Source organism: Acidipropionibacterium jensenii DSM 20535 (assembly GCF_000425285.1).
Classification (GTDB): domain Bacteria; phylum Actinomycetota; class Actinomycetes; order Propionibacteriales; family Propionibacteriaceae; genus Acidipropionibacterium; species Acidipropionibacterium jensenii.
In genome coordinates this window covers 13,922-38,777 of sequence record NZ_AUDD01000022.1, presented here as the reverse complement: position 1 = coordinate 38,777, position 24,856 = coordinate 13,922, and the positions used below count along the sequence as shown (strand labels likewise).

The following is a 24,856-nucleotide window of genomic DNA, read 5'->3' as shown; positions in this document are numbered from 1 at the left end:
GAGTGACCGGACCGGCGTCCGGGAGGGTTCTGGGACGACCGGCGGATAGGGTCGAGTGGTGACTGAGTGGACGATAGGCGGAAGCGTTGACGAGGCCGAGCTGGTGGCCCAGACCCGCGAGCGCGGAGCCACCCTGGCGCAGGTGATGCTGGGTGACCCGCAGTCGTGGCGGAAACCGGTGGTCCAGCATCCGGGCGGTGCGGCCGGGCTGCGCGAGGCCGCCGGCGAGGCGGGGATCTCCGTCGTCGTCCATTCCGCCTATGTCATCAATGTGGCCTCCCTCAACAACCGGATCCGGATCCCCTCGCGCAAGCTGCTCCAGCAGACCCTCACCATCGCCGCGGAGATGGGGGCCATCGGGGTGGTGGTGCACGGCGGCCACGTCCGCGAGGGCGAGCCGATCGAGAAGGGCCAGGACAACTGGCGCAAGGCGGTCGACGGGTTGGAGATGCCCGTCCCGCTGCTGATCGAGGACACCGCCGGCGGCAAGCACGCGATGGCCCGCCAGCTGGAGCGGATCCGCGGCACCTGGGAGGCGATCCGGACGGCGTCGGGATTCGAGAGTGTCGGCTTCTGCCTGGACACCTGCCACGCCTTCGCCGCCGGACTGGACATGACCACCCTGGTCGACGACATCCATGCCGTCACCGGGCGGATCGATCTGGTCCACGCCAACGACTCCCAGGGTCCGGCCGGGTCGGGCCGCGACCGGCATGCCAATCTCGGCCAGGGGCAGATCGACCCCGATGAGCTGGTCCGGGTGATCCGTGCGGCCGGGGCCCCGGTGGTCGTCGAGACCCCGGGTGGTGCGCAGGACCAGGCCGCCGACATCGCGTGGTTGCGGGAGAGGCTGTGAGTCGCTGATCCGGCGCTGGCGGCGTCCTCCTACGATGGGGGCACAGCACCGGCGCAGGATGAGTCCCGATGATCGGTGCGTCATCTTCGAGGAGCCCCCATGCCCGTTGCCGATATCTCCTCCCGTCCCGGAACCGACGCCGATCCGGCCGCAGCGCTGCTCGGGTCTCCGGTGGCCGGGGAGGACCCCGCCGAGGTCCATCTGGCCCACATGTTCCGCGACACCGTCTCCCGCTACGCCTACCGGCCGGCGTCGAGGGTCAAGGTCGGCGAGAAGTGGCAGATTCGCACCTACGCCGACATGGGACGTCGGGTCGAGGCGATCAGCCTGGCCCTGGTCGAGCACGGGATCGCGCGCGGCGACCGGGTGGCGATCTTCTCCCACAACAGCCCCGAGTGGATCGAGATCGACCTGGCGGTGATGACGGTCGGCGCCGTGCCGGTCCCGATCTACCCCACCAGCACCGGCGAACAGGTGGTGCACATCATCGCCGACGCCGGAGTGCGGATCGCCTGCGTCGCCGGACCCGCCGAGCGCGACCTGGTGGCCTCGATCCACGACCGGACCCCCTCGCTGAAGGCCGTCGTGGTGATCGACACCCGGGAGTCCGACGAGGACGGTCGGTCGGGGAGCGAGGACGCCGCCGGGGGCGGTGTCGCGGGGACCTCCTCCGCCACCGAGGGCGGTGTCGCGGGGACCTCCTCCGCCACCGAGGGCGGTGTCGCGGGGACCTCCTCCGCCACCGAGGGCGGTGTCGCCGGGACCTCCCCTGCTGCCGACTCCCAGGACGCCGGTCCCAGCGTCCCGGGCGGCGCGCACGACAACCAGGACGCCGCCGGGGGCGACCTTCGCGTCGTCGCCCTGGCCGACGTCCTCTCCCCGCAACGCACCCCCGAACGCACCGCTGAGCTGAAGACCGGCGTCGAGGAGCGGATGTCCGCCTCCTCCGGTGACGACGTCGCCTCCCTCATCTACACCTCCGGAACCACCGGCGCTCCCAAGGGAGTGATGATCACCCATCGCGCCGCGATGGCCCAGGCGCGGACTCTGGACGCCTTTTTCGATATCCGGCCCTCCGACCACTCGCTGTGCTTCCTGCCGTTGTCCCACGCCTTGGAGTGGGCGTGGTCGATGGTGCTGCTCACCCATGGCTGCCTCAACACCTTCGTCACCAACCCCAAGACCATCGCCTCGATGCTCGTCGAGGTGCGCCCGACCCTGTTCGTCTCGGTGCCCAAGCTGTACGAGCAGGTGATGACGGTCGCCCATGAGAAGGTCTCCGACTCGCGTGTCAAGACCCGGCTGTTCAACTGGTCCATCGACGTCGGCAGACGCTGGTGGCAGGCCTCCGAGGACGGACGGCGTCCGGAACTGGGGTTGAGGCTGCGCCACAAGGTGGCCGACGCGCTGGTCCTCAAGGCCGTCCGGGCGGCGGTCGGCGGACCCAAGACGGTGCTGGCCGCCGGCGGTGCACCGCTGCGCCAGGAGGTCGAGGAGTTCTTCGCCTCGGTCGGGCTGCTGGTGTGCCAGGGGTACGGGCTGACCGAGGCGTCACCCCTGGTGAGCTTCAACTCGCCGGGCGCCCACAAGTTCGGGACTGCCGGGAAACCCCTTGTCGGAAGCGAGATCAAGGAGGGGGCGGAGGGAGAGATCCTGTACCGGGGGCCCAACATCATGAAGGGGTACTGGAATGCCCCCGAGGCCACCGCGCAGACGATCCAGGACGGCTGGCTGCACACCGGCGACGTCGGTCATGTCGATGAGGACGGGTACCTCGTGATCACCGACCGGCTCAAGGACATCATCGTCACCCTCAACGGGAAGAACATCTCCCCCCAGCCGATCGAGGGGCTGTTGATGGCCGACCCCTTGTTCGAGCAGGCGGTCATCCTCGGCGACAACCGGCCGTGTCTCACCCTGCTCGTCAAGCCGTCCATGCCGCGCGTCGAGGAGCTCGCCGAGAAGCTGCACCTGAGCTTGTCGGGGGTGGATGCGATGCGCAGTCCGGAGCTGGTCGAGGAGCTGCGACGCCGGGTCGCCGACCTCACCGCCAAGCTGCCCCACCAGGAGCAGATCCGCGACCTGCGGGTGCTGTGGGACGACTTCACCCAGGACAACGGGTTGTTGACGCCGACCCTCAAGGTGCGCCGGCGCGAGGTGGAGACGCGGTTCACCGAGGTCATCGACGAGATGTACTCCCGGTTGGCGAAGTTGCGGAAGGCCGACCATGTGAGGCATGACCATGAGGAGGCCGAGCATGAGAAGGCTGAGCATGGTCATGCTGGGGATGGGCATGGTCATGCTGGTCACGGTCATGGGCATGGGGATGGTCACCGGGGGACCGGGGAGTAGCAGGCCGAGCGCCGAAGGACTGGGGAGCAGCAGGCCGGCCACCGGGGCATGGCGTCGACAACGTCATGACCCACTCACCTAGAATCACCGCCATGGGACTGCGGAACTTCCTCGCCAACCGAGGCATGCCGACCGGGGGGATCGACCTGCCGGCCGCCCTCACCGTGCTCGCGAACGGAGGGGTCCTCGTCGATGTGCGGACCCTGCTGGAGTACGAGGCGGGGCATGCGCCAGGTGCTCATCTGGTGGAGGCCAAGGAGCTGGTCGACGATCCGTTCACCGCGGTCTACGGCGACGATCCGCTGGCCGAGCCCGATCCCCATTTCGTGCTGGTGTGCGACACCGGTTTTCGTTCCGGTCATCTGGTCCAGGCGATCCGTGACAAGGGCTATGACGCCGACTTCCTCACCGGTGGGCTGAGGGCTTGGCGCCAGGGCGGGGAGATCCTCATCCCAGGACCCCCGCGCCACTGAGCAGACCTGGTCGACCAGATCTGGGTTGTCAGACCCGAGAGGCTCAGACCTGGGCGTCCCGGCGTCACCTTGACGGTGAACGCCGACTTCTTGCCACGCTTGCTCAGACCAGGGCGTCCCAGCGTCAACCCTGTCGGCGGATGCCCTACCCAGGGGGCGTCGCTCGGCCGGTGTCCTACCAAGAGGGTGTTGCTCAGGGGCCAGATCCCGGGTGTTGCACCCCTGGCTGAAGTGCTGGGCTGGTGTTCTACCCAGGGTGCGGTGCTGGGCCGGTGCCCTGCGCGACGGAAATTCCTGCTTCCTCCGACAGATGCAGCCGAATGGCTCCCGGGCGGTCTTCCGGTGTCGACAGATGCAGGGAAACATGCCTCGGTCTTGACGGATGCAGGGAAAGTGTCGTGCTGGGGCTGACGGATGCAGGGAAATGACCCCTTCTTCCGACAGATGCAGGGAAATGTCACAGATGCAGTGGAGCTCCGCTGCATCCGTGCCTTTTGCCTGCATCCGTGGCTGGAGGTGGGGCGGCCGTGTCGTGGATGGGGTTGGCCTGCGCCAGAGGGTCGGAACGGGGCGCATGGGGTCACCTGCGCCAGAGGGTGGGTGTGCCTGGCGGCCGCCTCCGCCCGCAGCAGGCACCCCCGGTCCGCAACAGGCACCTCCCTCGGCTCCAAAGCAGGCACCCCACCCCTCGACAGCCGACCATGTCGCATCTCACATCAAGAAATCCCCTTGTCGGAGGGGTTGACGACGTCCCGCCGGGATGATTAGGTGAGGCTTGCCTAACAGATCCGGGTAAGTCCGGATCGGGACAGAGACGGAGCCCCCATGTTCGTCGCCAACCTTCTCATCGCCCTCCGTGAGGGGTTCGAGGCGTCCCTGGTCGTCGGCATCATCTACGCCTACCTGGTCAAGGCCGACCGCCGCGACCTCATCGGCAAACTGTGGCTCGGCGTCGGACTGGCCGCCCTCGTCCCGCTGGCCATCGGCGCCGTCCTCACCTGGGGTCCCAAGACCCTCACCTTCCAGGCCCAGGAGATCATCGGCGGCGTCCTGTCCCTGGTCGCGGTCGCGATGGTCACCTGGATGGTGTTCTGGATGGGGGAGAACTCCCGGCAGCTCAAGGGCGACATCGAGTCCGACCTCACCCGCTCGCTCAGCAGCCACGGCTCCGGCTGGGGAGTGGTGTGGATCGCCATCCTGGCGGTCGGCCGGGAGGGGGTCGAGACCGCCCTGTTCATCTGGGCGACGGTGAAGTCCTCGGTCCAGACCAACACGGTTGCCACCACCGCCGGGGTGGTGACCGGCCTGGCCGCCGCCGTCCTGCTCGGCTGGCTGGTCTACCGGGGTGCGGTGCGGATCAACATGCGCGCCTTCTTCGCCCTCACCGGCGGATTCCTCATCCTGGTGGCGGCCGGCATCGTCTCCTACGGGATCGGCGACCTTCAGGAGGCCGGCGTCCTGCCCGGGATCATGACCCACGCCTGGGACCTGTCGGCCTGGCTGCCGGCCGCGTCGTCACCGGTCTACTGGCTCTACGTCGTGGCGGTGGCGATGTTCCAGGTCAATCTCGCCCCGACCCTCGCCCAGACCATCGCCTGGTGGGTCTACCTGATTCCCGTGATGGCGCTGTTCATCGCCCAGGTCAACGGTCGACTCCACGGTCGCGCCAGGGCTGCCAACGAGGGGGAGACGTCGAGGACGACGTCGGTGCTGCCGGAGGAGAGGCCGGTACCTCCGGGGGCGACGCCGATTCTCCCGGACGGGACGCCGCAACTCGGCTCCGGGACGGTCCCCCATCCCCAACCGCCGCAGTCCCCGGAGACAACGTCGCGGCCCCTCGCCTGACCCCATTCCATCCCCGCATCTCATCCCCACCCCGAAGCGTGTCCACGCCCCGAACCCTGAGGACATCCATGCCCACCACCGCCACATCCAGCAGTTCCACCCGCAGCAACCGCACCCACCGGCGTCTCGCCCGGAGCGGCATCGCCCTGGCCACCGCCGCCGTCACCGCTCTGCTGGCCACCGGCTGCACCGACAATGTCGACGACGCCGCAGCCCCCGCCGGATCCGCAACGGCAGTCAGGCCGGTCTTCACCATCACCGACGACGGCTGCTCGCTGTCCACCAGCACCCTGCCCGGCGGGGTGGTCACCGTCACCATCACCAACAAGGGCACGGTCCCCAACGAGTTCGAGATCCTCACCGAGAACCAGCTGCAGATCGTCGGGGAGAAGGAGAACATCGGCCCCGGGGTCACCACCACCTTCACCACCGCCCTGGAGAAGGGCACCTACTACACCGCCTGCAAGCCGAACATGGTCGGCGCCCTCAAGGGGATCCAGAAGATCACCGTGACCGCCGGCTCGGGCGCCTCGGTGGACTCCGGCACCGCCGCCCTGGAGAAGCGGGCGATCACCAACTACACCGCCTACGTGAGGGACCAGGTGGGTCAGCTGCTCACCGGCACCCAGGCCTTCACCAAGGCCTACCTGGCGGGCGACGTCGTCCGGGCCCGTGAGCTCTACCCGGTCGCCCGCAGCCACTACGAGCGCATCGAACCGACTGCCGAGGCCTTCGGGATCAAGGAGGCCGGGGACCTCGACACCGCCCTGGACCTTCGCGTCCAGGACCTCGCCGCCGACGCCGGGAAGAAGGTCACCGACCCCTTGGTGCTGAAGTCGTGGACCGGCTGGCACCGCATCGAGGCGGACCTGTTCACCAAGAACGGATCGGCCTTCAAGTTTGCCTCCCAGGCCGATCGCAGGGCCGCGGCCGACCGCCTCGACAAGGACACCCAGAGCCTCTACAACCTCGTCTACGGCAAGATCACCGGCGCCTCGGGAGCCTTCAAGCTCAATCTGGCAGACGTCGTCACCGGCGCCTCGAGCCTGCTGGAGGAGGTCGCCACCTCCAAGATCGTCGGCGAGGAGGAGACCTTCTCGCACACCGACCTGGCCGACTTCAAGGCCAATGTGGAGGGCGCCGAGGTCGCCTACGGCAATGTCAAGGCGCTGGTCAAGAAGTCCGACGCCGACCTGGACGCCCAGATCACCCAGTCCTTCAAGGACCTCGACGCCCTGCTGAAGAAGTACCAGAACGGCAAGGACTCGATGGGCAACGTCACCTATGTCGACTACTCGACCATCGCCGCGGTCCAGAAGGAGGCCGGCCAGGCCCCCAAGGACTCCGCCTACACCCGCCAGCAGCGCGAGTTCTCCGACGAGGTCAACGTCGCCTCCGAGGCGCTGGCGAAGGTCCCCGGCACCATCCTCCACTGAGCGGCCGACGCCGCCCGCCACCTACCTACTGGAAGACGACATGACTGAGAACCAGGATCGGGACGCCGGAAGGCCGACATCTGCTGGAGGGGAGACGTCTCCCGGCGGGAGTCGCGGAGACGCGGGCCACTCGGTGTCCCGCCGGGCCATGCTCGCCGGGACCGGGGGAGCCGCGGCGGCCTTCGGGCTGGGCGGACTCGCACTGGGACACCACCTCGGCGGCTCCGACTCCGGTGGCTACTCCGCCGGCTCCGGCCATCCCACCGAGACCAGCTACCCCTTCCGCGGCGTCCACCAGAGCGGCATCCTCACCCCCGCCCAGGACTCCATGTTCACCGCCGCCTTCGACATGCGCGACGTCGACGTCCGGCTGGTGCGCAGCCTGCTGCGCGACTGGTCGACCGCCGCCGAGCAGATGATGGCCGGGGAGCTGGTCGGCGGGCAGCCGCTGGCCAACCGGCAGGCCGCTCCCACCGACACCGGTGACGCCTGGGACTACCCGCCCTCGGGGCTGACGATCACCTTCGGGGTGGGCCGGGGGCTGTTCGTCGACGAGAAGGGGCGCGACCGGTTCGGGTTGAAGTCGCGGATGCCGAAGATCCTCGCCGAGGGGATGCCCCGGTTCGCCAACGAGGCACTGCAGTCCGGCCAGTCCGACGGGGATCTGCTCATCCAGGCCTGTGCCGATGACTCCCAGGTGGCGGTGCACGCGATCCGCAATCTCACCCGGATCGCCTTCGGGCGGGCGGTGATGCGATGGACCCAGGTGGGGTACGGACGCACCTCCTCGACCTCGAAGGACCAGCAGACCCCGCGCAATCTCTTCGGTTTCAAGGACGGCACCAACAACCTCAAGGCCGAGGCCCCCGCCGAGCAGCTCGACGAGCACCTGTGGGTCCAGCACGGTGACGACCAGGGCGACTGGATGGCCGGAGGCACCTACTTCGTGGCCCGCCGGATCCGGATGTTCCTGGAGATCTGGGACCGGCTGAGGCTTGCGGAGCAGGAGGACACCATCGGGCGCGACAAGATGTTCGGCGCCCCGCAGTCGGTGGCCAGCCCCAGCTCCGCCCGCCAGGAGTTCACCGCGGTGGACCTGTCGGCCCAGCAGGGGGGAGTGCCGATGGTGGCCGCCGATGCCCATGTCGCGATCGTTTCTCCCGAGCAGAACAAGGGGCGACGGATGCTGCGGCGCGGGTACAACTACACCGACGGGATCGATTCCCTGGGGAGACTCAATGCGGGGTTGTTCTTCATCGCCTTCGTGCGCGACCCGAGGACGAACTTCTACCCGATCCTCATGAGGATGACCACCTCCGACGCCCTCACCGAGTACCTCCAGCACCAGGCCTCGGCGCTCTTCGCCATCCCGCCGGGTGTGGGGCGGCCGAGCAGGGGATCGCCGAGAAGCTGTTCAAAGGTGTGGTGGCCTGATCGGTGCACATTTCACTCGGGGAACTGGGGGTTCTGGCGTGTGGGGGCCGGGATGGGTGGTTCCGCGAGTGAAAGGTTCACTCCGACCCCTGGTTCCGACGATTGACGGGCCCAGACGGGGGTCCGACTGCGGCTGCGTGTCATCACCGGTGCTCCTTGGAGTCGGTGGGGGCGGGGATCGGCGGGAGGCTCTTTCAGGGGTGTGGTGGCCTGATCTGTGCACATTTCACTCGGGGAACTGGGGGATCTGGCGCGTGGGGGCCGCGATGGGCGGTTCCTCGAGTGAAAGGTTCAGGCCAGACCGGGGGAAGTGATGATCGATGGGCCCCTGGCGCCGGCATCAAGACCGGTAGGCGCCAGCGGAAGCCAGACCCTGGCGACCGCGACACCACAGGCGTTGGCGATCGATGGTGGGCTGGCGTAGAGTGTCCAGCTGGCTGTCCCGTGCCGGGGCAGCGACGTCGCGGGGCTATATCGGTCACTGCGACGGGCATATCGCCCTCCTGCCACGGGACCTTCCCGTGGCCGCCGAGACCAGAGGAGGTGGAGTCAGCGTATGCGTAAGTACGAGGTCATGATTCTCATTGACCCGACCGTTGACGAGCATCAGGTCGATTCCCTCATGGAGCGCTACCTGAAGGTTGTCACCGATGAGAAGGGATCTGTCGACAAGGTCGACGTGTGGGGCAAGCGTCGCCTGTCCTACGAGATCCAGAAGAAGTCCGAGGCGGTGTATGTCGTTCTCGATGTCACCTGCAAGCCCTCGACCGTCCAGGAAGTCGACCGCCTGTTCGCGATCGACGAGAAGATCCTGCGCACCAAGGTGATGCGCCCGGACGTCCACTGAGACGTCGGACACATCTCAAGAACCCTTGTAACGACGGTTCTGACGCCGTCCGCCCCGATCGCTTGGACCCGCTGCTGAAAGTGTCAGTGGCGGCTGGCAGTCTGGGGGACACGACGTCGTACCCCGTTCCGATTCGGAGAGTCACATGGCAGGCGAAACATCCATCACCGTGATCGGCAATCTCACTGCTGATCCTGAGCTGCGGTTCACCCCCAACGGGGTGCCGGTGGCCAACTTCACCGTTGCGTCCACCCCGCGCACCTTCGATCGCCAGAGCAATGAGTGGCGTGACGGTGAGGCGCTGTTCCTCAACTGCTCCGTGTGGCGCAACTACGCGGAGAATGTCGCCGAGTCGCTGTCCAAGGGGATGCGCGTCGTCGTTCAGGGCAACCTGAAGGCGCGCTCCTACGAGGATCGCGACGGCAACCGCCGCACCGTCCATGAGCTCGATGTCCAGGAGGTGGGTCCGTCGTTGAGGTACGCCTCGGCGAAGGTCACCCGCAATCCCTCGGGCAGCGGCCAGGGTGGTCAGGGCGGCGGATGGTCCGGTGGCGGCTCCGGCAACCAGGGCGGTGGCTCCGGTAACCAGGGAGGAAACTCCGGCGGTTGGGGTCAGCAGCCTCAGGGTGGCAACTCGGGTGGCTGGGACAACAGCCAGTCGGGCAACCAGCCCGGACGCCAGTCGGGAGCTCCGTCGGGGAATCAGGGGAATCAGGGGTCCTACAACCAGGGAGCGGACAACCGCGGAGGCGGCGTCGACCCGTGGGCCCAGGCCCAGAGCGACGAACCTCCGTTCTGATCCGCACCCTTTCAAGCAACGTCAAGTTCCGCTCCCGGCGGCGACGGCCCAGGCTGATCGTCGACGAGGACACGGACAGGCACATTCCGGCGAGAGCCGGGCTTTCACGGGAGTGATCCCGTAGACAAGGAGAGCACCACAATGGCCGGTCCACAGCGTAAGCCTGTGAACAAGAAGAAGGTCGTTCCCGTCAAGACCGTGCACATCGGCGAGGTCGACTACAAGGACATCGCCCTGCTGCGCAAGTTCATCTCCGAGCGTGGCAAGATCCGCGCCCGCCGCGTGACTGGGCTGACTGTCCAGGATCAGCGCAAGGTCGCCATCGCGATCAAGAATGCGCGCGAGCTCGCGCTTCTTCCCTACGCCTCGACCGCACGCTGAGAAGGAGGTCCGACATGAAGCTCATTCTCACTGCACCCGTCCCCAAGCTCGGGGAGCCCGGTGACATCGTGGTGGTCAAGGACGGTTACGGCCGCAACTATCTGCTGCCGCATCGTTTCGCCATCCGGTGGACCCGTGGCGCCGAGACCCAGATCGGGCAGATCAAGCGGGCGCGTGACGCCAAGGAGATCAAGACCCGTGAGCAGGCCGAGGAGGTCCGCGGCCAGCTCGAGGACTTCAAGGTCCAGATCCCGGTTCAGGCCGGAGACACCGGTCGCCTCTTCGGCGCCGTCACTCCCGCCGACATCGTGCTCGCCGTCAAGCGCGCCGGTGGCCCCGCCCTCGACAAGCGGTCCATCGAGATCGACAAGCCGATCAAGACCATCGGCACCCACTCCGTAGGCGTGAAGCTGCACGAGGCCGTCAAGGGCCACGTCGCGGTCGAGACCGTCGCCAAGTGAGCTGACGACGGCCGACGCCGGTCCGCGCAGGGCGATCTGCACGTGTCGGTGACGGCCGTCGGTCACGGTTGATGAGAGCCGTCCGGTTCGCCGGGCGGCTTCGTCACGACTGGCACAGGTTTGTTTACACAGGTCTGTTGAGGCAGATCTGCTGACACAGATCCGACAAGGGGTCGCGTCCTCGGGGCGCGGCCCCTTCGTCGTACCCTCCTGTGCTCCGGGGGCATTGCTGGTCCGATCGTCGCCGAGTCTCAGCGCGTAGTCCCCACCCGGAACCGAATCACGGGGCCCACCGGCCACCGGGGAATCGCCGACACGCGGGAGGGCGGCGACGTCGTCCCGACGATCTAGGCTATGGGCCTGTGCGCCCGGGCCGGTGCGCGTCCCCCACAGAAAGGTCTCTGCTCCGTGAACTGGTGGCAGGCTGTCATCCTCGGAATCGTCGAGGGCATCACCGAGTTTCTGCCGGTATCGAGTACCGGGCATCTGCGCATCGTCGAACACCTTCTCGGGTTCAAGACCCAGGGCGTGGGCATCACGGCGTTCACCGCCATCATCCAGGTGGGTGCGATCGCCGCGGCGATCATCTACTTCTGGAAGGACATCGTCCGGATCGTCGCCGCCTGGTTCCGCGGTCTGTTCAACAAGGAGGGACGCGACGATCCCGACTACACCCTCGGCTGGGGGATCATCATCGGATCGATTCCGGTGGCGGTCGTCGGGCTGGTCTTCAAAGACGCCATCCAGGGCCCGCTGTCGTCGATCTGGGTGGTCGCCGGGGCGCTGATCATCTGGAGCTTCGTGATGATGGCCGCCGACCGTCGTACCGATCTCGGTCGCGGGATGAAGGACGTCACCCTGGTCGACGCCACCATCATCGGCTGCTTCCAGGCACTGTCCCCGCTGTTCCCCGGCATCTCCCGATCCGGCGCGACGATCTCCGCGGGCCTGTTCCGCAAGTTCGACCGGACGACCGCGACCCGGCTGTCCTTCTTCATGGGCATCCCCGCACTGGTGGCCGCCGGCATCTTCGAGGCGATCACCGAGGCCTCCCACATCACCGCCTCCACCGACATCCTGATCGACGGCGGGATGGGCGTGATCGGCTGGGGGCCGACCATCATCGCCACCCTGGTCTCCCTGGTCGTTGCCTACTTCTCGATCGCCTGGCTGCTGAAGTTCGTCTCCTCGAACAAGTTCACCGGCTTCATCTGGTACCGGATCGTGCTCGGCGTGGTGCTCCTGGTCCTCGCGTTCACCGGGTTGATGGCTGTCTGATTGAGGCAGAGGGACGACCCCTTGCGACCCCGGGCGGAATCCTGGGTGCGTGAGGGGTCGTCGCTCACAGTCATCGCTGACAAGGGGGTCCCGGCAGACGCCGGGGCCCCCTGTGGCATTGTCCGGGGCCCCCTGTGGCATTGTGTTGCGTGGACACGGGGTGCGCCGCTGCGCTGAGATCACACCCGTGGAACCTGATCTAGTTCGGACTAGCGAAGGGATGTCCCAGTGACCTCCACCATCCACCCATCGGTTCCCGGCGCCCTGCCACGGGTGCTCTCCATCGCCGGAACCGATCCCTCCGGGGGAGCCGGCACAGCTGCCGACATGAAGTCGATCACGGCGGCCGGCGGCTACGGCATGACCGTGGTCACCTGCCTGGTCGCCCAGAACACCACCGGTGTGCGCGCCATCCACACCCCGCCCACCGACTTCCTCGCCGCACAGCTCAAGGCCGTGGGGGACGACGTCGTGGTCGACGGCGTCAAGACCGGGATGCTCGGCACCGCCGCCATCATCGAGACGGTGGAGCAGTGGCTCGACGTCCATCAGCCGCCGGTCCTCGTCGTCGACCCGGTGATGGTCGCCACCAGCGGCGACCGCCTCCTGGAGCCCGACGCCGAGGCCGCGATGAGCCGGTTCTGCCGGCGGGCCACCGTCATCACCCCCAACATCCCAGAGCTCGCCGTGCTGGTCGACGACGACCCCGCTCCCGACCAGGACGCCGCGGTCGCCCAGGCCCGGGCGTGGGCCGCCGACACCGGTGTCGCGGTGATCGTCAAGACCGGACACCTGGACTCCCGGCTGGCCACCAACCTGTGGGTCGGCCCCGAAGGCCCCCTCGCAGAGGTGCCCTGCATCCGGGTCGACACCACCAGCACCCACGGCACCGGATGCTCGCTGTCCTCGGCCCTGGCCACCCGGCTCGCCGCCGGAGACGACCCCGCCACAGCCCTCGTCTGGACCACTGAATGGCTCCACGAGGCGATCCTCCACGGCAGCGAACTCGTCGTGGGCCACGGCCACGGTCCGGTCGACCACAGCCACCGAATGCGCCGGCTCGCGGCCGCCGGGCAGCCCGTCGCCTGGCTGACGGCGGACGACGTCCCCGCCACCCTGGTGACCCCCGACCAGCTCGACCCGACGACCGACGCTCCCGCAGCCGCGACGCCGACCGCACCCGAGGTCCCAGCCTCAGCAGTACCCGCCGCCGGCCCATGGACCGCGGCCCTGTGGCGCGCCGGGTCGGACCTGGCCCGCCGGATCGCCGACTGCGACTTGGTCACCGCCCTGGTCGACGGCACCCTGTCGCCCGGCATCTTCTCCTTCTACCTCGGCCAGGACGCCTGCTACCTGGCCGAGTACCCCCGTGCTCTGGCGGCGGTCGCCGCCTCCTCCACCGATCCCGCCGAGGCCGCGGACTGGGCCGCCGGAGCCACCGCCAGCCAGGTCGTCGAGGCCGAACTGCACCGCAACTGGCTCGGTGCCGACTCCCGGCCGCCCGCTCCCAGCCCGGTGACAAGGGCTTATGTCGACTTCCTGATGGCCAGGGCACTCGGGGACGACCATCCGGTCGGCGCCGCCGCGGTGCTGCCCTGCTACTGGCTCTACGCCCAGGTCGGCGCCTCCCTCCCGCAGGTCCCCGACGACCACCGCTACGCCGGATGGCTGGCGACCTATCGCGACGACGCCTTCATCACGGCCACCGCCACCGCGCTGGGTCACGTCGAGAAGGCGATGGAGGTGGCCGCGCCCGCCCAGAGGTCGGCGGCCGCTCGTGCCTTCCTCATCTCGTGCCGCCATGAGCTCGAGTTCTTCGAGCAGGCACTGCGGATGGACGGTCTGCGATGACCCCGGCAGGTAGCACCAGAACGTCCAGCCGCGCCGCATCCAGCACCAGGACGTCGACCGCCGCATCGTCCACGACGACGTCCACCGGTGCCACAGCGTCCAGCCGGGTTCTCGACGTCGAGCAGGCCGAGCGGATGCCTGCCGCCGGCCGTGCCGCGCTGCGCGCCGGTGTGGTCGGCAACTGGATCGACAACGTCCACGTCTTCCTTCCGCTCACCGCCCTGGCCCCCGCGCTGGCGGTGATCGCCGGACCCGGGGTGGCCGCCTCGACCGGCGCCGTCATCGTCATCGCGATGATGCTCGGCCGTCCGCTGGGAGGGATGATCCTCGGGCGCGTCTCGGACCGGCTCGGTCGCACCCGCACCACCCGGATCGCGATCACCGGAACCGCCTGCTGCGCCCTGCTGATCGCCGCGGTGCCCACCCACGAGATTCTCGGGGCCGGCACCATCGCGGTGATCCTGGTGCTGCGCTTCCTCGGCGGGATCTTCGTCGCCGGCGAGTACTCGGCGGCGATTCCGCTGGCCATGGAGTGGTCGCGGCCGAAGCGCCGCGGCCTGATGAGCGGGCTCATCCTGTCGATGGCGCCCTGGGCGCAGGGGTCCATCGCCTTCGCCACCGCCGGCCTGCTGGTGGGACTCGGACCCCAGCGCTACGCCGCCTGGGGATGGCGGCTGATGTTCGTCGTCGGCGCGCTGTGCTCCCTCGGGATGCTCATCTACTACCGCTACCGGGTGGTCGACGCCCCGGTCCTCCACCGCCAGGCGGCGTCCCCGGCGCACACTGCCCATTCGGGCACTGCCCAGGCGAGCTCCACCCACCCGGCCGACTCCCGGACGCCGCAGACCGGACCCGCCGCCGATCGTCCCGTTGCCGGAGTGCGCGAGGTCCTGGTCGGACGCTGGGCACCGGCCTTCTGGCAGGTCTTCACCCTGATGAGCGGCCTGTGGCTGCTCACCAACGCCGTCGTCATCATGCTCACCGCCAGACTGTCCACCGACGCCGGACTCCCGGCCACCGGCGTCTCGGTGGCGATGGGTGTGGCATCGGTGGCCCAGGCCATCCTGATGGCCGTCGCCGGTCACCTCTCGACCCTCACCGGACGACGCAACCTGCTGGTCGTCTGGGGAGCCGTCGCCGCGCTGGCCGGCCCGGGACTGTGGTGGGCGACCGTCAACTCCCACACCCTCGGCCGCGCCGCGATCCTGGCCGCCGTCCTGCAGGTCATCACCGTGTCGGCCTACGGGCCCGTCTCGGCCTACCTGTCGGAGCGGTTCCCCAGCGAGGTGCGCTCCACCGGCTACGGGATGGGATACAGCCTCTCGCTCATCGTGCCGGCCCTCTACCCGTTCTACCTGCCCACCCTGGAGAGGGCTGTCGGGTCGCACCAGGCGATCATGGGTCTGGTCGCCCTGGGCGGGATCCTCGTGGTGATCGGCGCGCTGTGCGGGCCGCGACTGGGACCCTCCGACATCGACGCCGGGATCGACGAGGTGGCCCACGCCTCGACCCGCCGCCGGGCCCTCCGGGTACCGACGTCGGCGGGTTCGCGATGAGCTGGGGACTGCACCCGGACCTGGCCGAGGACCGGGACCTCGCCGAGGTGGCCGACGTCATCGCCCGGACCAGGCGGCGTCCCCCGTTGGTGCACTGCATATCGGCGGCCGTCTCGATGGACCTGGTCGCCAACGGACTGCTGGCCGCCGGCGCCCGGCCGGTGATGACCGAGACCCTCCAGGAGGCGCCCGCCGTCACCGGGATCGCCGACATCCTGCTGGTCAATTTCGGCACCCTCAGCACCGACGCGATGGACGGGATCCCCGCCACCGTCGAGGCCGCCCGCCGGGCCGGACATCTCTGGGTGCTCGACCCCACGGCCATCGGGGCCGCCCCGATCCGCACCCGGATGGCCCGCGACCTGCTGGCCGGCCGGCCGGCGGTGGTGCGGGGCAATGCCTCCGAGATCCTGGCGCTGACCGGGGGAGGGGGAGGCCGCGGGGCCGACTCCGAGGACCCGGTGGAGGACGCGCGGGGAGCCGCCGAGACGGTCGCCGGGCAGACCGGCGGTGCGGTGGCGGTCTCCGGGCGGGTCGACCTGGTGGTTGGCGCCGGAGAGCCCCGACGGGTCGCCCGCGGGGACCCGATGATGGCGCGGGTCACCGGGACCGGATGCCTGCTCGGCGGTCTGGTCGCCGCCTGCCTGGTGGCCTCGACGCCGGCCTCGACATCGGACTCGACTCCGGGGTCCCCGGCGATCGCGGCCAGTTCGGGGCCCGGGACGGATCTCGCTGCCGAGTCCGCGCCGACGACCGTCCCGTCCGCCTCGGTGCCCGATCCCACCCGCGCCGCCACCGCCGCCCTGGCCGCCACCGTGTGGATGAACCTCGCCGGGGAGCTCGCCGGCTGGCGGGCCGCCCGCCCCGGCAGCTTCCGAATGGCCCTGCTGGACGCCCTCGACGAGGTCGGCGAGGCGGCCGAGAGGCTGGACGCCGACCGGGGCCTGGAGATCTGAGGAGATGCCGATGACGCACACCGAACCGCTGGACATCCGCTGCTACCTGGTGACCTCGGGCACCGACCGGCACACCGTCGAGACGGCCGCCCGTGCCGCCGCCGCCGGCGCCGGAATGGTGCAGGTGCGCGCCAAGCAGCTGCCCACCGCTGAGCTGCTGGCGCTGCTGACCGCGGTGGCCGAGGCGGTGCACCGGGCGGCCCCCGCCACCCGGGTCGTGGTCGACGACCGCGCCGACGTCGCCTTCGCCGCGATGCATGCCGGCGCGCCGGTGCACGGCGTCCACCTCGGCTGGGACGACCTGCCCGTGGAGGCGGCCCGCGCCATGCTCGGACCCGACGCGATCATCGGGCTGACCACCGGCACCGCAGACCTGGTCCGGCGCGCCGACGCGCTGTCGGAGTACATCGACTACCTCGGCTGCGGACCCTTCCGGCCCACCCCCACCAAGAACTCCGGCCGCACCCCGCTGGGGGTGGAGGGATACCGGCCGCTGGTCGCCGAGACCCGGCTGCCGATGGTGGCGATCGGCGACGTCGGCCCCCACGACGCACCCGCCCTGGCCGCCACCGGGGTGGCCGGGGTCGCGGTGGTGCGCGCCATCATGACCGCCGACCAACCCGAGGACGTCGTCCACCAGATTCTCAGGGCCTTCCCGCACCCCTGAGCCAGCGTCCCTGAGCGGGGGTGGATCCCGCCGGGCTCGGGCGCACGGACCCCTGCTGGGCCCGCGCCGATACCCCCTGTGTCGGGCCCCTGCTCGGGCGTTCTCCCGTGTTGACTCGTGCCCACCACCCCGTAGTGCGCCAACAGCCGGACCATCACACCCTCGGGGGTGTACCCGCCGGCTCGGCCGAAGGGAAGTCTGGTCAGGTACTGGGGCCGCTGGGCCCGCACGGCACCCGCAGTGTCGGGCAGCCCGCCCCAGGACCGGGCGGCCGGCGAGACCGCTGGAGCCCGAGCAGGGAAGGAGTGCGACATGGCCGAGGACGACACCAGAAGTCTTGCGGAGGCTGCAGATCTGGCGGCGCAGCTGCGCGTGGACTCCATCCGCGCCAGCACGAGCTCGGGCTCAGGCCATCCGACGTCATCCCTGTCGGCCGCCGATCTGCTGGCGGTGCTGGTCCTTCGTCATCTGCGCTACGACTGGAATCACCCGTCGACCGCCACCAATGACCACCTGATCTACTCCAAGGGGCACGCCTCCCCGCTCGTCTACTCCGTGCTGCGGGCCACCGGGCAGATCAGCGAGGAGGAGCTCCTCACCGGATACCGGCGCTTCGGGCAGCGACTCCAGGGCCACCCGACACCGGTCCTTCCGTGGGTCGACGTCGCCACCGGCTCGCTGGGGCAGGGGCTGCCGGACGGGGTGGGAATCGCCCTGGCCGGCAAGTATCTGGAGAAGCTCCCCTACCGGGTGTGGGTGCTGTGCGGAGACTCCGAGATGGCCGAGGGGTCGATCTGGGAGGCGCTGGACAAGGCCTCGCACTACGAGCTCGGCAATCTCGTCGTGATCGTCGACGTGAACCGGCTCGGTCAACGGGGTGCCACCGCACTGGGCTGGGACCTCGACGCCTACGCACGGCGCACCGAGGCCTTCGGCGCCCGGGTGCTGACGGTCGACGGCCACGACCTCGCCGCCATCGATGCAGCACTGCACGATGTGGACTCGGGCCAGGACGACCGACCCACGGTCATCCTGGCGCGGACGGTCAAGGGCAAGGGGGTTGCCGAGGTCGAGGACAGTCCCGACTGGCACGGCAAGCCGCTGCCGGGCGACCTCGCCGAGGAGGCGATCGAGGCCCTGGGCGGCGTCCGAGAGATGACGGTCACCAGCATCGCCCCGCCGCAGGCAGAGTCCGTCGAGGGCCCCGCAGAAAGTCCCGCCGAGAGTCCCGCAACCAGCTCTGACACGAGCTCCGACACCAGCTCTGACACGGACCCTGCCGCTACCCCTGACACGGGCGCGGGTGCAGAACAGCACTCCTCGCAGCCGGACGCGGCCACCGCGACCGCCTCGTCTCAGCGGTCCGGGGCCGTGATGCCGCGCTACCGGCACAGCGACCGGGTGGCCACCAGGAAGGCCTACGGGGCGGCGCTTGTGGCTCTTGGCGAGATCGACCCGCTGGTGGTGGGACTGGATGCCGAGGTGTCCAACTCCACCGGTGCGGGGGCTTTCGCCGAGGCCTTCCCCGACCGGTTCTTCGAGATGTTCATCGCCGAGCAGCAGCTCATCGCGGCGGCCACTGGAATGGCCGTGCGCGGCTTCAAGCCCTTCGCCTCGACCTTCGCGGCCTTCCTCAGCCGCGCCTTCGACTTCATCCGGATGGGTGCGATCACGGGCGCCGATCTCAGGATCGTCGGCTCCCACGCCGGCGTGGAGATCGGTGCGGACGGCCCGTCCCAGATGGCCCTGGAGGACCTGGCGATGATGCGCTCGGTGCTGGGCTCGACGGTCCTCTACCCCAGTGACGCGCCCAGCACGGTCGCACTGGTCGCCCAGATGGCGGACATCGGCGGCATCAGCTATCTGCGGACCACCCGGGGGTCCTACCCGGTCATCTACGGTCCGGCGGAGGAGTTCCCGATCGGCGGGTCGAAGATTCTGCGCTCCAACGGGATGGACGACGTCACCGTCGTGGGTGCCGGGGTCACGGTCCACGAGTGCATCGGAGCCGCCGACCTGCTCGCCCGCGAGGGCATCGGGGCGCGGGTGATCGACTGCTACTCGGTCAAGCCGATCGACGTCGACACTCTCGCCGAGGCCGTCAGGCACACCGGGGGCCGGCTCGTGATCGCCGAGGACCACCACCCCGAGGGCGGCCTGGGAGAGGCGGTCATCGCAGCGCTGACGGACGTCGAGGACGTCGGCGCACTGTCTGTGCGGCACCTGGCGGTCCGCGACCTGCCGGGCTCCGGCACGGCCGCCGAACTGCTCGAGGCGGCCGGTCTCTCGGCCGGTCGGATAGCCCGGGCCGCACGCGAGCTCTTCGACGAGCGTGACGCCGAGCACGACGCCCAGGGCAACGTCCGGTAGGCAGCGAGTCGGCAGCGGAACGGCAGCGAGTAAGCAGCGGGTCGGAACAGACGTGGGGCCGGCGAATCGCGACCAGCACCTCCTCATTCCTGGAGGAGCGGGTCGCGGCACCGGTCCCGGAAAAGTCCCCAGACATCATGGGGAATTGACACACAAAGGAAAGGATCAGTCGTGGGAAACATCATCTCATGGATCATTATCGGAATTCTGGCCGGAGCCGTGGCCAAACTCATTCTTCCGGGAAAGCAGGAGGGCGGCTGGTTCAGCACCATGGTGCTCGGCCTCATCGGAGCCATTGTCGGCGGACTCATCGGCGGCCTGTTCGGAGGCGGTGGAGTCGGTGCGACATTCTCCAACCCGTGGTCGTGGGGGTCATTCATCACGGCCGTGATCGGCGCCATCATCTTCTCGTTCGTCTGGGGATGGATCAGGAGCAGGTCGAAGGCCTGACACCGATCGCGCGGTGGGCCCCTCCGGGGTCTGCCGCGTCACCCCTCGGGGCGCCGCCGCAACGCTGCGCAGCGAGTCCGAACCGACCAAGGGACCGAACCTGCAAAGAAACCGAACCGACAAAGGGACCGAGATGGCGTACACGAGCATTGATGATCTTCCGGACTTCCTGCGCCAGACCCTGCCGCTCCACGCCCAGGAGATCTACCGCGCGGCCTACAACCGGGGAGTGGGGTGTCCCGGTTCGCCCGAGGGCCAGCACCCCGACACCGACACCACGACAAGCGGGCAGGACGCCGTCCGGAGTGGGACGGCCGTCACCGAGCAGGGCGCCGGGAGATAGCCCCGGCGCCTCACAGAAGACTCCGCCCGGTCTCACAGGCAGCGCTGCCCGAGCCTCACAGGCCGGCCGGGTGCCGGCCGGGTGCCGGCCGGCGCCTCAGGCCTGGCCGCTGCCCACCGTCTCGGCGCTGCTGGACGGCACCATGCCGTGCGCCGCACCCCAGAGGATCGCCTGACTGCGGCGCTCGACGCCGATCTTGCGGTACGCGTTGCGGATGTACGTCTTGACCGAGTTGATCGTGAGATAGCAGGACCGGGCGATCTCGTCGTTGGTGGCGCCCTGACAGATCAGCGCCATCATCTCCGCCTCCCGGGGCGACAGCCCAGTCTCCTGCCCCGGCCACGGGTGGGACTGGACCTCGGCGGTCCAGGGGTCCAGCACGACGACGTCCTCCCCGCGGTAGATCTGCACCAGGGCGTCTCCGAGCTGGCGTCTCTCCAGGGCCTTGGAGAGGTATCCGCGGACTCCGGCGTCCAGCACCTGACGGACCCGCTGCGGGTCGAGGTTGCCGCTGTAGATGACGATCCTGCTGCACGCGGTGTTGTGGAGAAGGGCCATCAGCTCGGCATCGTCCTCGCGTCGCGCGAAGGCGTCGAAGAGCACGATGTCCACCGGGGAGGAGGGCGTCGCCCGGGCCAGCGACTCGAGGACCTCGAAGCGGGGGTCCTCGTTGAGCATCTGCGCCAGGCCGTGGGCGATGACCGGGTAGTCATTGGCCACGGTCACCGAGATCGGTTCCTGGATGTCCATTCCTGCCTTCTCCCTGCGATGGATCGACGAGCACTCCGGTGGACGCCGCCCGTCGGGACAGCCTCTCACGGGCGGCTCCTCCGGGCCCTTGGCGGGGGTGCCCCGACATCCCTCCTCGGACGGTCTCTCAGTCTCCCGACTCGGCGATCATCGCCTTGTTGAAGCGGCTCTTGATCGCCCGCCACGCCTCGGTGTCGCGACCCGAGAACCAGTACGCCGACAGGTGCATCCGATCCTTCGGGAGCCCCCGGTCCACCCGCAGATGGCGGCGCAGCGGCCGGACCATCTCGGCCTGGCCGTGCACGAAGGCCCACCACGGCCCCGACGGCGTCGCCAGGTCGCGGACCGCGTCCACCAGGGCCGCCCCTCCCGGCGAGACCGGCACCGGGACGATCCGGACCCCCGGACGCTGCGGCAGCGGGTAGTGGAGGTCCCCCTGCTCCACCAGGACGACCGCCGAGGAGTCGGCCGGCAGCGCCTCGAGGGCGTTGGCGATGGCCGGCTGGGCGACCGCGTCACCCACCATGAGCACGGTCATCGGCTCGGTGGAGTCCGGCATCTGCCAGTGCCCGCCCGGGCCGCGCACGGTGACGACGTCGCCCGGCGCCACCGAGTCGGCCCAGCGCGCTCCCGGCCCGTCGTGCGGCAGCCGGAGGACGTCGATCCCCCAGGCGCCGGTGGCCGGGTCGGCGCGACGCCGGGTGTAGGTCCGCAGCAACGGCGCGGGGGCCGGGGCCGGCTGGGTTGCCTGGGCTGCCGGGGCCGCCGGATCTGGCGTCGAGAGGGTCTCGGAGCCGGCGGCGGGCAGGGTCTGGGAGTCGGGGGCGGGCAGGCGCTCGGAGTCGGGGGCGGGCAGCATGATCTTGACGTGGTCGTCGATGCAGACCCGCGGGGAGAGACCACCTGGCTCGAAGTCGATCGAGACGACTCCGGGGACCTGCCGTGTGACGGCGGTCACCCGGACCTGCTGTATCGATTTCGCCATGCCCTGAAGCCTAGTTGCGGGTTGGTAAGGGTTACCTCACTTCAGGGGTGTCGCAGTGATCGGGTCCGGTCGGCACTCAGCCGAGTTGCCCGGCCCCCTGAAGCTCTGCCGGCGTCACCTGGTCGTCGGTGGTGGCGTCCCTGCGGTTGAGGTGCCGGGAGCTGATCGCCAGTCCGGCCAGGGTCAGCGCGCCGCCGATCGCCACGTACACCGAGATCCCCACGCTGCCGTGGAAGTGACCGAGCAGGGCGGTCGCGATGGAGGGGGACAGGCCCCCGCCCAGCACCGCGCCGAGGTTGTAGGACAGCGCCACCCCGGAGTACCGGTGCTCGGGCCGGAACAGGCTGACGTAGTAGGCGGCCATCGGCCCGAAGACGAAGCTCAGCCCGACATAGGCCGCCACCATCGCCAGGAAGAGCCCCGGCAGGCTGCCGCTGTTGATGAGCCAGAAGTAGGGGAAGGCCCACACGATCTGGAACAGCGCGCCGACCGCCATCACCCTGGCCATCCCGAACCGGTCGGCCAGATGGCCGGCGATGAAGACCACCACGAGCATCCCGGCGGATCCGACCAGGCCGGCCAGCAGCACCTCGCTCTGGCTGAAACCGATGGTCTGGGCGGCGTAGGAGGTGGTGAAGGAGTTGACGATGAAGATGAACTGGTTGAACCCCAGGTTCACCAGGATGCCCGCGACCAGGAAGATCAGGGCGTGGGAGAAGACGCCGGCGATCGGCACCTTCCGGGTCTTCGACTCCGCCTGGAGTCGCTCGAACTCGGGACTCTCGCTGATCCCGACCCGCACGTAGAGGCCGATGCCGATGAGCACCGCGGAGGCCAGGAAGGGGATCCGCCAGCCCCACTGGGAGAAGGCGTCCCCGGTCGCCAGGACGACGATCTGGAAGGTGCCGATGCCGAGCAGGCTGCCGATCGGGGAGCCGGCGGTCACCGACGCTCCCAGCAGGGCCTTGCGTCCCTGGGGGGCGTGCTCGGTCACCATGATGAAGGCGCCGCTCTGCTCGCCTCCCATGAAGACCCCCTGGAGGACCCGCAGCCCGACCAGCAGGGCGGGGGCCAGGGCGCCGACCGTCGCGTAGGTGGGCAGCAGGCCCATCGCCACGGTGCAGGTGCCGGTCGCGAGCAGGGTGATGACGAGCATCGTCTTGCGCGAGACCCGGTCGCCGAAGTGGCCGAAGATGATGCCGCCCAGCGGGCGGGACATGAACCCGGCGCCGAAGGCCATGAAGGACTGCAGGGTGCCCATCAGCGGGTCCGACTGCGGGAAGAACAGGTGCGGGAAGACGAGTCCGGCGGCCAGCCCGAAGACCAGGAAGTCATAGAGCTCGATGCCGGTGCCGAAGGCTCCGGCGAACGCGATGCGACGCATCTCGCGGGGGGAGGTGGGTCGGGTCCGAGGGGCTGTGCCTGACGCGGGCGCGGTCATGGCGGGGTTCTCCTTGCTGCGGGTTGGGGCGAAGTCTGCCCGACATCGGCGCGGGCGCCGGGGCCGTCTCACGATCGGACCCTCGCCGACGGCGGTCCGGGACGTCATCGGGCGTGACGCCGACTCGGGGTCCTGCCGATCGCATAGTCTGGAGCGGCCCGTCCGGGACCTCGAATGTCGACGACGTCGTCGCGGGGTCCGGGTGCCGGCGTCGCCGCCGGCTGTCCGGGGCGGACGACGTCCTGCCCCTGGTGCCGAGGTCGTGAGGTCGCAGTGCTGGCGGGCGCAGTGTCGCGGGGCCCGGCGTCCCCGGGGGCGCCGTGGTGAGAAGCGCAGTGTCGAAGATCGAGAGTGAGTGACGATGAGCGTCAAGGAACTGTCCGGAATCCCGCAGAGCGAGCAGGGCGTGCCGGCCGAGGTGGCCGAACCCTGGTTCCAGGTGAGCCCGGAGAACAAGCAGCTCGAGGGGCTGTGCTTCGACCGGGCCGGGGATCTCCATCTGGTCGACGTCTTCGAGGGAAATGTCTACAAGCTGGAGCTGACGTCTCAGAAGCTGAGCGTACTGCGCACCCTCGAGGGGCAGAATCCTGCGGCGCTGAAGATTCACCAGGACGGCCGGCTGTTCGTCTGCTGTCTGGCCAATATGCGCGACAACGGCTCGATCGTCGCGATGGACCCCGACGGCGGGGAGCTGGAGACCATCATCGACGGCGGACTCGGCTTCGTGCCCGATGACATGGTCTTCGACTCCGACGGCGGGTTCTACTTCTCCGACTTCACCGGGCCGGTCTTCAACCCCACCGGCGGGATCTACCATGTGCCCGCCGACCGGTCCTCGGTCGACTGCGTGGTGCCGAACCTGGCCACCCCGAACGGGCTGGCGCTTTCCCCCGACGAGCACGTCCTGTGGGTCACCGAGATGGCCGCCAACCGGCTGCACTTCATCCAGCTCGGCGACGACCGCGTCTCCATCCCGCCCTACGGCACCTCGGTGCCCTACACCTTCTCGGGCCTGGAGGGTCCGGACTCCTGCTCGATCGACGCCGACGGCAACCTGTACGTCGCGATGTACGAGCAGGGTCGGGTGCTGTGCTTCACCCCCGAGGGAGTGCTGGCCAAGCAGATCCTGCTGCCCGACCGGGAGCAGGGGCGCAACCGGCGTTCCACCCATCCGATGATCATCCCGGGCACCTCGACCCTGCTGATCTGCACCAATGACTTCGGCCATGACGGGGGCTCGTGGATCTTCGCCGCCGAGGCGCTGGGCAAGGGCTACGACTCCTACCAGTTCAGCTGATCGGGGCCGTCCCCGCTCCCGGGCGAGG

Annotated in this window: 21 protein-coding genes, 1 pseudogene and 1 riboswitch; of the genes and pseudogenes, 19 read left to right on the top strand and 3 right to left on the bottom strand. The window is 69.3% G+C overall.

From position 1 onward, the window contains the following. The first annotated feature begins 58 nt into the window (after window positions 1-58). The 18 genes and pseudogenes from H590_RS0111410 to H590_RS16350 all read left to right on the top strand — a co-directional run bounded on the left by H590_RS0111410 (window position 59) and on the right by H590_RS16350 (window position 20,355). Entirely contained in the window at window positions 59-856 is a 798-nt protein-coding gene (locus tag H590_RS0111410) for a deoxyribonuclease IV (protein WP_028703653.1), read from the top strand. A gap of 99 nt (window positions 857-955) precedes the next feature. After that, window positions 956-3,079 (top strand): annotated as a pseudogene (locus tag H590_RS18010) (AMP-dependent synthetase/ligase); the annotation flags it as partial. 221 nt (window positions 3,080-3,300) lie between these two features. Continuing rightward, entirely contained in the window at window positions 3,301-3,681 is a 381-nt protein-coding gene (locus H590_RS0111400) for a rhodanese-like domain-containing protein (RefSeq protein ID WP_028703652.1), read from the top strand. A gap of 825 nt (window positions 3,682-4,506) precedes the next feature. Next, window positions 4,507-5,526, top strand: a complete 1,020-nt coding sequence (gene efeU / locus H590_RS16375) for an iron uptake transporter permease EfeU (RefSeq protein WP_084149472.1) — start codon at window positions 4,507-4,509, stop codon at window positions 5,524-5,526. A 68-nt stretch (window positions 5,527-5,594) separates the two neighbouring features. Beyond that, window positions 5,595-6,962 (top strand): iron uptake system protein EfeO, encoded by a 1,368-nt coding sequence (efeO, locus tag H590_RS0111390; RefSeq protein WP_084149471.1) that lies wholly within the window; start codon window positions 5,595-5,597, stop codon window positions 6,960-6,962. A gap of 40 nt (window positions 6,963-7,002) precedes the next feature. Then, complete coding sequence (locus H590_RS16370) at window positions 7,003-8,502, top strand: Dyp-type peroxidase (protein ID WP_084149470.1); 1,500 nt, start codon at window positions 7,003-7,005, stop codon at window positions 8,500-8,502. Between the two features lie 450 nt (window positions 8,503-8,952). Continuing rightward, entirely contained in the window at window positions 8,953-9,243 is a 291-nt protein-coding gene (gene rpsF, locus H590_RS0111380) for a 30S ribosomal protein S6 (RefSeq protein ID WP_028703650.1), read from the top strand. Window positions 9,244-9,388: 145 nt separating this feature from the next. Then, complete coding sequence (locus tag H590_RS0111375) at window positions 9,389-10,042, top strand: single-stranded DNA-binding protein (protein ID WP_028703649.1); 654 nt, start codon at window positions 9,389-9,391, stop codon at window positions 10,040-10,042. Window positions 10,043-10,183: 141 nt separating this feature from the next. Continuing rightward, entirely contained in the window at window positions 10,184-10,423 is a 240-nt protein-coding gene (gene rpsR, locus H590_RS0111370) for a 30S ribosomal protein S18 (protein ID WP_028703648.1), read from the top strand. Window positions 10,424-10,437: 14 nt separating this feature from the next. After that, a complete protein-coding gene (gene rplI, locus H590_RS0111365) occupies window positions 10,438-10,884 on the top strand; it encodes a 50S ribosomal protein L9 (RefSeq protein WP_028703647.1) in 447 nt (148 codons plus the stop codon). Between the two features lie 408 nt (window positions 10,885-11,292). Continuing rightward, entirely contained in the window at window positions 11,293-12,162 is an 870-nt protein-coding gene (locus H590_RS0111360) for an undecaprenyl-diphosphate phosphatase (RefSeq protein WP_028703646.1), read from the top strand. Window positions 12,163-12,308: 146 nt separating this feature from the next. Then, a riboswitch (TPP riboswitch) is annotated at window positions 12,309-12,400 on the top strand. After that, entirely contained in the window at window positions 12,391-14,013 is a 1,623-nt protein-coding gene (locus H590_RS0111355; RefSeq protein WP_036982171.1) for a bifunctional hydroxymethylpyrimidine kinase/phosphomethylpyrimidine kinase, read from the top strand. (Overlaps the previous riboswitch by 10 nt.) A gap of 134 nt (window positions 14,014-14,147) precedes the next feature. Next, window positions 14,148-15,569 carry an MFS transporter gene (locus H590_RS16365; RefSeq protein WP_051238562.1) on the top strand — a complete coding sequence of 474 codons (1,422 nt, stop codon included), beginning with the start codon at window positions 14,148-14,150 and terminating at the stop codon, window positions 15,567-15,569. Continuing rightward, on the top strand, window positions 15,566-16,525 hold the full coding sequence (gene thiM, locus H590_RS16360; protein WP_051238561.1) for a hydroxyethylthiazole kinase: 960 nt from the start codon (window positions 15,566-15,568) through the stop codon (window positions 16,523-16,525). Before H590_RS16365 ends, thiM begins: the two co-directional genes overlap by 4 nt. Window positions 16,526-16,535: 10 nt before the next feature. Beyond that, window positions 16,536-17,192 (top strand): thiamine phosphate synthase, encoded by a 657-nt coding sequence (locus tag H590_RS0111340; protein ID WP_028703644.1) that lies wholly within the window; start codon window positions 16,536-16,538, stop codon window positions 17,190-17,192. A 312-nt stretch (window positions 17,193-17,504) separates the two neighbouring features. Then, window positions 17,505-19,562: a transketolase gene (locus H590_RS18005; protein ID WP_051238560.1), complete on the top strand. Its 2,058-nt coding sequence runs from the start codon at window positions 17,505-17,507 to the stop codon at window positions 19,560-19,562. Window positions 19,563-19,733: 171 nt separating this feature from the next. Continuing rightward, window positions 19,734-20,012, top strand: coding sequence for a GlsB/YeaQ/YmgE family stress response membrane protein (locus H590_RS0111330; RefSeq protein WP_028703643.1), 279 nt, complete (start codon window positions 19,734-19,736; stop codon window positions 20,010-20,012). 133 nt (window positions 20,013-20,145) lie between these two features. Then, on the top strand, window positions 20,146-20,355 hold the full coding sequence (locus H590_RS16350) for a hypothetical protein (RefSeq protein WP_036982168.1): 210 nt from the start codon (window positions 20,146-20,148) through the stop codon (window positions 20,353-20,355). Between the two features lie 96 nt (window positions 20,356-20,451). Here H590_RS16350 and H590_RS0111320 read toward each other — a convergent pair whose 3' ends face one another. From H590_RS0111320 to H590_RS16340, 3 genes are all read right to left on the bottom strand, one after another. After that, window positions 20,452-21,105 (bottom strand): response regulator transcription factor, encoded by a 654-nt coding sequence (locus tag H590_RS0111320; RefSeq protein WP_028703642.1) that lies wholly within the window; start codon window positions 21,103-21,105, stop codon window positions 20,452-20,454. A 127-nt stretch (window positions 21,106-21,232) separates the two neighbouring features. Then, entirely contained in the window at window positions 21,233-22,090 is an 858-nt protein-coding gene (locus tag H590_RS17680) for a siderophore-interacting protein (RefSeq protein WP_036982165.1), read from the bottom strand. Between the two features lie 76 nt (window positions 22,091-22,166). After that, window positions 22,167-23,531 (bottom strand): MFS transporter, encoded by a 1,365-nt coding sequence (locus H590_RS16340; protein WP_036982162.1) that lies wholly within the window; start codon window positions 23,529-23,531, stop codon window positions 22,167-22,169. A gap of 361 nt (window positions 23,532-23,892) precedes the next feature. On the opposite strand from H590_RS16340, the gene H590_RS0111305 reads away from it, so the two are divergent. After that, complete coding sequence (locus tag H590_RS0111305) at window positions 23,893-24,828, top strand: SMP-30/gluconolactonase/LRE family protein (protein WP_028703640.1); 936 nt, start codon at window positions 23,893-23,895, stop codon at window positions 24,826-24,828. The last annotated feature ends 28 nt before the right edge of the window (window positions 24,829-24,856 follow it).

Coding starts and splice junctions, on each gene's coding strand:
- H590_RS0111400 (WP_028703652.1), top strand. CDS start 3,301: ATGGGACTGCGGAACTTCCTCGCCAACCGAGGCATGCCGACCGGGGGG.
- efeU (WP_084149472.1), top strand. CDS start 4,507: ATGTTCGTCGCCAACCTTCTCATCGCCCTCCGTGAGGGGTTCGAGGCG.
- efeO (WP_084149471.1), top strand. CDS start 5,595: ATGCCCACCACCGCCACATCCAGCAGTTCCACCCGCAGCAACCGCACC.
- H590_RS16370 (WP_084149470.1), top strand. CDS start 7,003: ATGACTGAGAACCAGGATCGGGACGCCGGAAGGCCGACATCTGCTGGA.
- rpsF (WP_028703650.1), top strand. CDS start 8,953: ATGCGTAAGTACGAGGTCATGATTCTCATTGACCCGACCGTTGACGAG.
- H590_RS0111375 (WP_028703649.1), top strand. CDS start 9,389: ATGGCAGGCGAAACATCCATCACCGTGATCGGCAATCTCACTGCTGAT.
- rpsR (WP_028703648.1), top strand. CDS start 10,184: ATGGCCGGTCCACAGCGTAAGCCTGTGAACAAGAAGAAGGTCGTTCCC.
- rplI (WP_028703647.1), top strand. CDS start 10,438: ATGAAGCTCATTCTCACTGCACCCGTCCCCAAGCTCGGGGAGCCCGGT.
- H590_RS16365 (WP_051238562.1), top strand. CDS start 14,148: ATGCCTGCCGCCGGCCGTGCCGCGCTGCGCGCCGGTGTGGTCGGCAAC.
- thiM (WP_051238561.1), top strand. CDS start 15,566: ATGAGCTGGGGACTGCACCCGGACCTGGCCGAGGACCGGGACCTCGCC.
- H590_RS0111340 (WP_028703644.1), top strand. CDS start 16,536: ATGACGCACACCGAACCGCTGGACATCCGCTGCTACCTGGTGACCTCG.
- H590_RS18005 (WP_051238560.1), top strand. CDS start 17,505: ATGGCCGAGGACGACACCAGAAGTCTTGCGGAGGCTGCAGATCTGGCG.
- H590_RS16350 (WP_036982168.1), top strand. CDS start 20,146: ATGGCGTACACGAGCATTGATGATCTTCCGGACTTCCTGCGCCAGACC.
- H590_RS0111320 (WP_028703642.1), bottom strand. CDS start 21,105: ATGGACATCCAGGAACCGATCTCGGTGACCGTGGCCAATGACTACCCG.
- H590_RS17680 (WP_036982165.1), bottom strand. CDS start 22,090: ATGGCGAAATCGATACAGCAGGTCCGGGTGACCGCCGTCACACGGCAG.
- H590_RS16340 (WP_036982162.1), bottom strand. CDS start 23,531: ATGACCGCGCCCGCGTCAGGCACAGCCCCTCGGACCCGACCCACCTCC.
- H590_RS0111305 (WP_028703640.1), top strand. CDS start 23,893: ATGAGCGTCAAGGAACTGTCCGGAATCCCGCAGAGCGAGCAGGGCGTG.